Below are 7254 nucleotides of genomic sequence, written 5' to 3' on the forward strand. Positions count from 1 at the left end.
CGATCGAGCCAGCGGAAACGCGTTCCACCTGCACCTGCGCAAACATCGGCGTGCCGCGCAGCGCCTCACGTGCCTGGCGCCGCCACACCGAAAGCAAACCCCGGTGCACCCCGTTGCGGCGCGCTACCTCGGAGACGCTCACATCTGGATCCGCACTCTCGGCAACAATCCGTGCCTTCTCCTCGGCGCTCCAATCGCGCCTTCGCCGATCGCCGGTGATTACCTCGATACGCCGGTAAGTGTCGGCATCATGCCTGTATCCATCCATGGAATTTGCAGCCTCTGTTGATCCGAGGCTGCGAGCCTCGCTCAGCGCGCGTACGAGCGCCAGATGGGGTGCTCGTACCGGTTACGTTTAACCGAGGTCGCCGCAACCGCCGTCCCGGCAGGGATATCACGATCTGCTTTCGGCAGACGGGATAGGCGACGCAGGTAATAGCGGTTCAGGCTATCTTCTCCTTTCCCCATCGAAGGTAGTTCCGTCGACCCGTGGAGCAGCACAGCCATCTTACGGGCGACCGCAACTTTTGCCTTCTTCATGCCGATCCGTTTCGAGAGACGTGTGCCCCGGCCTACAGTGCCGACCATTTCTGTTCGGTGCAGAGAGCTGTGACGACACCGATACCGGGGACCGTCATCAGCCGGCGAGTCGTTTCATCCTCGTGAGCAAGGGATCGGATTTGCCGGCCCAACTTTTCCTGTTCGCCAGACCTGCTCGTGAACAGCCAGCAGTGCGTCGATCACCAGCCGAGCAGATGCCCTCAACTCCGGACGTTCCGTCGGAACTGCGATCCAATCGATCGGCCGAACTGTAGCCCGTATTCCTGCAGCATCGACCGGGCTTGGTTTTCCAGATCTCGGCGGTTGGCGACGAGACGCGATTGCGCAACCAGAATGGAGCGGATCGCCTGGCTCTCAGCACTCTTGACCTTGACTTTCTCGATACCAGCCGCCGCGGACCAGCTCGGCCAGGCCGCGTGCATCGTTCTCATCGCTCTTATTCATCCGAACCGACAGTGCCGCTTTCGTATGGCGGACGTCGATACAGATAACTGGCAGACCCATCCGCTTGAGCTTCATGCCAAGGCCAGCTGGATATCGCCCCAGTCTCAAAGCCGATCGGGTCGGCCTGCGGCGCGCGCTTGCTTAATAGAGCCGGCGCACGAGGGTCAGATTTGGCCTTTCCGCGGAACACGATCATTACCAATTCTTCTGCGACACATCCAGCCCGACATAGTGCTTCACGATGATCTCCTTCTCTCACCCTCCGACGGCTACTTCAGCATTGGCGGTCGTTGATAAAGGAGCAACAACAGCAATTACGTCATCGTTTGCAAAACTGTACGCCGATTCAAACCGGACCGCCACGACTGCCGCGCGGCGGGCAATGAACGGCAAAAGCCCTAGATAACGCCATTAGCTGCGAAACGTCCTCGGGGCCCTGCCGAAAACTTCGCGGAAGCACTTCGAAAAATGGGAAGACGAAGCGAAGCCGCACGCGACCGCTATTTCCACCATCGACATGTTCGTCTGCTCAATTAGGCGTTCGGCCAACTCCAGTCTCAGACGCAAATAGTACCGCATAGGTGAGCAGGAGACGTAGCGCTCGAACAGCCGTTCGATCTGACGTCGTGAAAGCCCTACGCATTTCGCGAGATCGCGCAGGGGAAGGGGGTCCTCGATGTGCTGTTCCATCAGGCTGATCGTTTCAGCGACTTTCTTGCTTATGCCTGCGTATTGAGCGCCGTTTGCCCTTTGCCTCTCGGAACCGGAGCGCCACTGGCCGGCCGTCGTACGTCTGCAAACCGCCGATGCGCTGTCTCTTCCGAGGCGACTCGAAATCAATTCCATCGCCAAATCAAAGGACGCGAACTCACCTGCACAAGTCACCACATCTCCATCACGGACAAAAAGGCTGTCCGTGACATGAAGGCGACCAAAACATTCTGAAAACGCAGCCAGCTTCTCCCAATGGATGGTACATGATGCGCCGTTCAGAATGCCGCTCTCCGCCAGCAGCCAGGCTGCCGTGCCAAGTGCCGAGATCGGAACTTGGTGCCGCCTGCATTGGCGCAGGAGGTTCAAAAGAGAGGCCGATGCATGCTTCTCGACAGCTTCACCCGCGCAGATGACGACCATATCGGGCCTGCCGGCCCCCCTAAGGTCCATCGCCACGCTTGCAAAGGTCTTGCTCGCGGAAACGACCAGGCCGCTGGCGCACTCAATCGGCCTGCCGTCCGAGCTCGAAATAACCCAATCGAAGTAGCTGCGGCCCGTCATCGAATTCGCGAGCCGGAGCGGGTCAATAAACGATGATAGGCTTAGCTGCGAGAAACCGGGAAGAAGCAGGATGACCACCCGATAAAGGCGCTCGTCACAAGGCGGGATGCCCTGTCGCTTGCTGTCCCACGCAATCCCGGACAACGCAGCGGTTGGCGAAAAAGGGGTGTTCACTCAACCAACCGATGTGCCATAGGACTGTGGGGATGAGTGCTTCCAAGTGTGTGGCGCGCGGTTGCTGCACGATGAAATCGCTGCGGGCATCTGACAGGGTTCCTCATAGAGAAGCTCCATGCTACGCTCCTCACCTGGACACAAAGCATACGCAGGATTCCCGTATCGAATTGTGTCCTGGCGATCCGGTCACGGCACTTGAATGCCGTGGGGCGCCATGTTGATAGAGAGCTCGCGAATGATCTCGTATAAAAGTGCTGCAGGACATAGTAGAAGCCGAGAAACGAGAGCCAGGCACGACCTCTAACATTAGGGCGGCACCGCCGATTCAAAGGTAGCCGGTACGGCAAGTTCGCCTATTCCGACCGGCGGCGACTGCAAGGGCATCTAGTTACGGGAGGCCATGCTTATCCCTGCTGTTTCTTCCGCACCAGTTCCGCAGTTCGCAGGATGTTGGCTCCATCGCGATGTGTCCGCTCTCATGCTTTCAGGAGAAAGGAAGATATTGAATTCCTCTCTTATGCGTCGGTCAATGCTTGGCTCAAGGTGATCTGGAAAATGCGTTCGAAGATTCGTCAGCGTACGTTCGATGGAGCGATCGCGCATGTCTTTTGCACCACTTTCGTGCCAGTCTTTTAGGCTCTGCCGGTTCCCGACGGCGGGGTAGTAGTACTCGCTCCTCATGAGGTCGAGGGTTTGAGATTCCCCTAGGTAGTGGCCTTGACCGCCATCTACAACAGATTGAATCTCTCGAAAAGACAGTCGCTCTTCAGTGACGTCTATGCCCCGAACCGCCCGCAAAACAGCTCCCAGCATATCATTATCCAGAGTGAGAGCTTCAAAGGAGGACATCATATAGTCTGCAAGATGGCCCGCAGTTTGAGTGATCATGTTTCCACCACTGAGAGCGGCCATTGTCGTCTGATATCCTTTTTCCCAACCAGCCTGACCATCCGGTTGCTTCGAACTTGTTGCACCCGCCATAATATTTGATGGAAGCCCATAAAATTGACACAACTGGGCACCGGCGGCCGCTAGCAGCGATGCTTCGGCGCAGCCCCCAGCGCAGGCGCCCGTGCGAAGATCTGAGACCAGAGTGTTGTGTCCCACCAGAACAGGATAGCCTGGCGCGATCAAGTTGACGTAAGCAAGACTTGCGAGTACCTCTGCATTAGCCTGCACCAACGCTCCCAGGAGCGTAGCTGGGGCCGTGGCCCCTGCCTGCCCAGCGGAGAACACCAATACCGGCATCCCAGTTCGAACAGCTGCATCAATTATACGGCAAGAATCCTGCGGGAATCGTAGAGGGGGAACGGCCGCGGATACCAAGGCTTGAACGAATGGCCTCCTCCGAAAGAGGCTCCCATCGCCGCTCCCACCCAAGCTGATGTCTAGTAACTGAACTACTTTATCGATGTGAGCGGCTGCCGAAACGCTCATGGCAATGTGCTTGGTGGTACCCGCCATGCAGGCATATGCCGTATTTATGTCAAGGTCGAAAGGATCTACCATATCCCTGGCTATGCACGGCCGCTGTACATAGTGGATGTTCTCCAATGCATCTTCCAGTCGGACTTGATCGTACAGATCAATGAGCTGAGATTCCCTGAATGACCGAGAACCTATATCGAGGACATAAACAGTGCCGCTGCACCCTGCGAAATGCACTCTGGTCCCAGAGATGTCCAGATCATGCTTAGGGTCGCGGGCAAACAGCTTAAAGTTCCGAGCGGCTCGTGTCAGCGCTTCCTCTACCAGTCGCGGGGGAAAACAAAGCCTATTATCGTGTCTAGTCCACCCACCATTAGCGACGATGACGTCACGCCATTCTTCAGTCGCATCTGCCATCCCGATATGCTCGAGGACATCGAGCGAGGATTTGTGGATCAATTGGATTTGATCCTCCAAAAGGGGTTTGTAGCTACCACCTAGGAGTCCGGGCCGCACCGGCCCCGTCGTTTCCCGATCCTGGTAGGCTTGTCCCAACAGACGCGCTGCGCGTCCACCGCTTTTACGAGTCATCTCTGCGTAAGCCCCTTAAGTAAGCTAGCTAAGATACTACGGAATTAGGCAGGGGATGCCACAGCCCAGGCCACGATTGGAATGCCATTTCAGAATAGAACATCATTCTGTTCCAAGTCAAGTCTCCCGGCGTAGCCAAGCGGACGGCGATCGAGCCCGGGAGGGAGGCCGGCGACGAGCCATGCGGAACGGTTCATCTCTACGACAACGACGAGGGTCTCTTCCGGAATGAAGCGGCCGTCGAGCGGCCAATGTCACGCTGCTGACCATGGGGCATCTCCTCAATCAAGTGACCCGCGTGCAATGACGCGGTGCTCCCATAGCATCTGGAAACCATCGCCCAGGTGAGCGAAGATGCTCTAATCAGCCTGCCCGCGGTGGCGTTTTTTTACTTAAGCTCGACCAGTCGGTTGAAAACGTCTTCGGACCCAGCAATTTCGGCAAATTGGGCGGCCAGTCTTCACGAGGAAGTGCAAATCTGGACTTGCGATAGGGTAAGCTCCTCAGGTTGAAGCTTGTCAGGCCATCCGTTCCTACCACCAATGGTTGCCCTATGGCGGCAAAGTTCAATCGGAAGTGGCTCCCCGACTTCGCGACGGCAAATGACATTTCCGACAGCGAAATACCGAACGTTTCATAGGCGGACGGATCCTGGACCATTGGCGAGAGCGACGTGATTAGAATGCTTAAGGCCCCTGCTGTCACATACGCCGTAGGCCCCAAAGCGCCCGGTACTCCCTCCATGTAGGGCCCATGGTTGACGAAATTCCCGTCGGTGAGCTTTCGTACGGTAACCAATGCTGTGACAGGCGACATATTCGGCGTGAATTTCCCGCCAAAAGTAATGGGCAATGAGGCACTCTCACCAGCACGCTGACACTGCTGAAACGCGGTCGGATCGAAGACGACGCATGCGCCTCTAATGGCGGGATAGTTATTTAAAGCATAAGAGATGATTTCGGTAGAGTCGCCTGGCGCCCCCGTCAACACTCTATCTCCAAAATCTCCGAGGATGAGTGGTTGCTCCGTTCTCTCCGTTGCCATACGCTCGAAACACTGCTCAAGCGTAGGCATATATTGAATGAAGTCCCCTTTCGCCTGTAAGAGCATGGATGAAATGTCTAGACATGCAGCTTCTGGGACTGTTTTGTCTGATCCATCATACGTGACCAGGACAGCTTGTCCTGATTCACTAATGTCCAAAAACTGCTGGCCATTGAAAATCGTGATGTCGAGCAGATCCGGGTTCTCTTCACATAATTTTCTCGCACGCTCATAAATCGGTGCATAAGGAAACTCAGTGGTGCTAATCCGGCCCTGCAAGAGAAACGGCATCTTAGCAAAGGCACGAATAATCCGCTTTCCAGAACGAAGGGCGTTGACAAGCGTATGAAGAGTAGCTGCGCCAGTATCTGCGATGTCGGAGTGTGGGTTGGTCTTGTAGCCAATCAAGATGTCGGCCGCTTCAACCATTCTTGTCGTTAGTTGACCATCCAGATCGAGCGCGGCTCCGACCGGAAGCGACTTAAAGCGATCGCGAATGGTCGTCAGTAGATCCCCTTCGCAGTCTTCTATTTCTCTCGTTGCCATAGCTCCATGAAGGTCCAAGCAAACCGCATCCGGACAGGTCTCTTCGATTGCCTTTAGTATTAGTTCTTTGAACTCTTCGTAGACTTCACCACACACCGGGCCGCCAGACCTTCCTAGGGCGGCGATTGCCGGCAAGAGGGTGACTCCGAGATCGTCCGCAGCCCGCACCATCCCGCCAATTGCCGTTGATCTGCCGCAATTTTTAATAATCAGTTCCGGGCCTCTATCAAAAATAAAGTCCTCGCGCGTGGTTTCAATCGGATTGAACGAGTGTGTCTCCTGATTAAGTTGCCCAATTAACACACGCATATTTCCGACTCCTTTTGAGGTGGCCATCACCGTTATTCGGCTTATTTACTAACGTAGGCTTGCCACGCTTTGCCGATTTCCGTTTGTTGCGTAGCAACTGTTTCAGCAATCTCCGCGGGAAGGGCCGCCAACGCTGCTTGGGCCGCCGGTGTCACGCTGACAAACGGTTTCAAATTATCTGGAAGGTAGTTCACAGACTCAGGGTTAGGGGCGCTGTAACCTGATTCCTGTGAGAATATTGCCTGCCGTATGGGGTCAAGCATAGAAGTGGCAAAGGCATTCAGAACATCGACGTTTTTCGTTCCCTTTACGAATGAGAGATAACCCATGAACTGGATTCCGCCTTTGTACTGGATCGTCCATTCCGGGTTAACCATCGCCGCCTGCACAATTCGACCATCCCTACAAATGCAATAATCGACATTGTTGTCGATCATTAACTGGGCCATCTCGCTCCCGTTCGACCAATAAGCCGTTATCTGATCCTTGATCTTGTCGAACACTTTGAGGCATCGCGCGACGTCGATATGCTTGACTAATTCGTCAGGATGTACACCTTCGCTTAGGAGCGCAACAATGCAGTTGAACGGCGCTTCTCCAGCGAGTGAACTGACGGCACGGGGGCCCTTGATGTTCGGGTCAAAGAAGTCCGCAACGCTTTTGAGGGGATTCACACCCTGGAATTCGCGATAAGAAACTGTCACTACGGCATTCAAAGCAGGCACGCCATAATCGCTTAGGGCTGCCCTGGGGAGTTTTTCCAAACCGGGGATGGCGCTGGCGTCGATCTTTTGGATCACGCCCTGTTTTGCTAACCTTTGAAGGTCGGAAGCAGGAATTGATGAAAGTGCATCCCACTGCACGGTTCCCGAGCGAACT

At 55.4% G+C, this 7254-nt stretch carries 7 protein-coding genes; all 7 read right to left on the reverse strand.

Annotated features, from left to right (window positions below; all coding sequences use genetic code 11):
* Positions 1 to 268: transposase (locus EOA33_RS18210; protein ID WP_145989187.1), on the reverse strand; the 268-nt coding region annotated here is incomplete at its 3' end.
* Between the two features lie 41 nt (positions 269 to 309).
* Entirely contained in the window at positions 310 to 540 is a 231-nt protein-coding gene (locus EOA33_RS40540) for a hypothetical protein (RefSeq protein ID WP_245482354.1), read from the reverse strand.
* Positions 541 to 915: 375 nt separating this feature from the next.
* Positions 916 to 1080, reverse strand: coding sequence for a hypothetical protein (locus tag EOA33_RS40545; RefSeq protein WP_245482355.1), 165 nt, complete (start codon positions 1078 to 1080; stop codon positions 916 to 918).
* 336 nt (positions 1081 to 1416) lie between these two features.
* Positions 1417 to 2454 carry a GlxA family transcriptional regulator gene (locus EOA33_RS18220; RefSeq protein WP_127406224.1) on the reverse strand — a complete coding sequence of 346 codons (1038 nt, stop codon included), beginning with the start codon at positions 2452 to 2454 and terminating at the stop codon, positions 1417 to 1419.
* A gap of 387 nt (positions 2455 to 2841) precedes the next feature.
* Positions 2842 to 4476 (reverse strand): trimethylamine methyltransferase family protein, encoded by a 1635-nt coding sequence (locus EOA33_RS18225; RefSeq protein WP_127406225.1) that lies wholly within the window; start codon positions 4474 to 4476, stop codon positions 2842 to 2844.
* A 363-nt stretch (positions 4477 to 4839) separates the two neighbouring features.
* Entirely contained in the window at positions 4840 to 6375 is a 1536-nt protein-coding gene (locus EOA33_RS18230; protein WP_190234296.1) for a M81 family metallopeptidase, read from the reverse strand.
* A 41-nt stretch (positions 6376 to 6416) separates the two neighbouring features.
* A partial coding sequence (locus EOA33_RS18235; RefSeq protein ID WP_127406227.1) for an extracellular solute-binding protein occupies positions 6417 to 7254 on the reverse strand: 838 nt, incomplete at its 5' end.

It is taken from the genome of Mesorhizobium sp. M4A.F.Ca.ET.050.02.1.1, assembly GCF_003997725.1.
GTDB lineage: Bacteria > Pseudomonadota > Alphaproteobacteria > Rhizobiales > Rhizobiaceae > Mesorhizobium.

Excerpts from the sequence above, each read along its gene's own strand:
- EOA33_RS40540 (WP_245482354.1), bottom strand. The coding sequence starts at position 540 with ATGAAGAAGGCAAAAGTTGCGGTCGCCCGTAAGATGGCTGTGCTGCTC.
- EOA33_RS40545 (WP_245482355.1), bottom strand. The coding sequence starts at position 1,080 with ATGAAGCTCAAGCGGATGGGTCTGCCAGTTATCTGTATCGACGTCCGC.
- EOA33_RS18225 (WP_127406225.1), bottom strand. The coding sequence starts at position 4,476 with ATGACTCGTAAAAGCGGTGGACGCGCAGCGCGTCTGTTGGGACAAGCC.
- EOA33_RS18230 (WP_190234296.1), bottom strand. The coding sequence starts at position 6,375 with ATGCGTGTGTTAATTGGGCAACTTAATCAGGAGACACACTCGTTCAAT.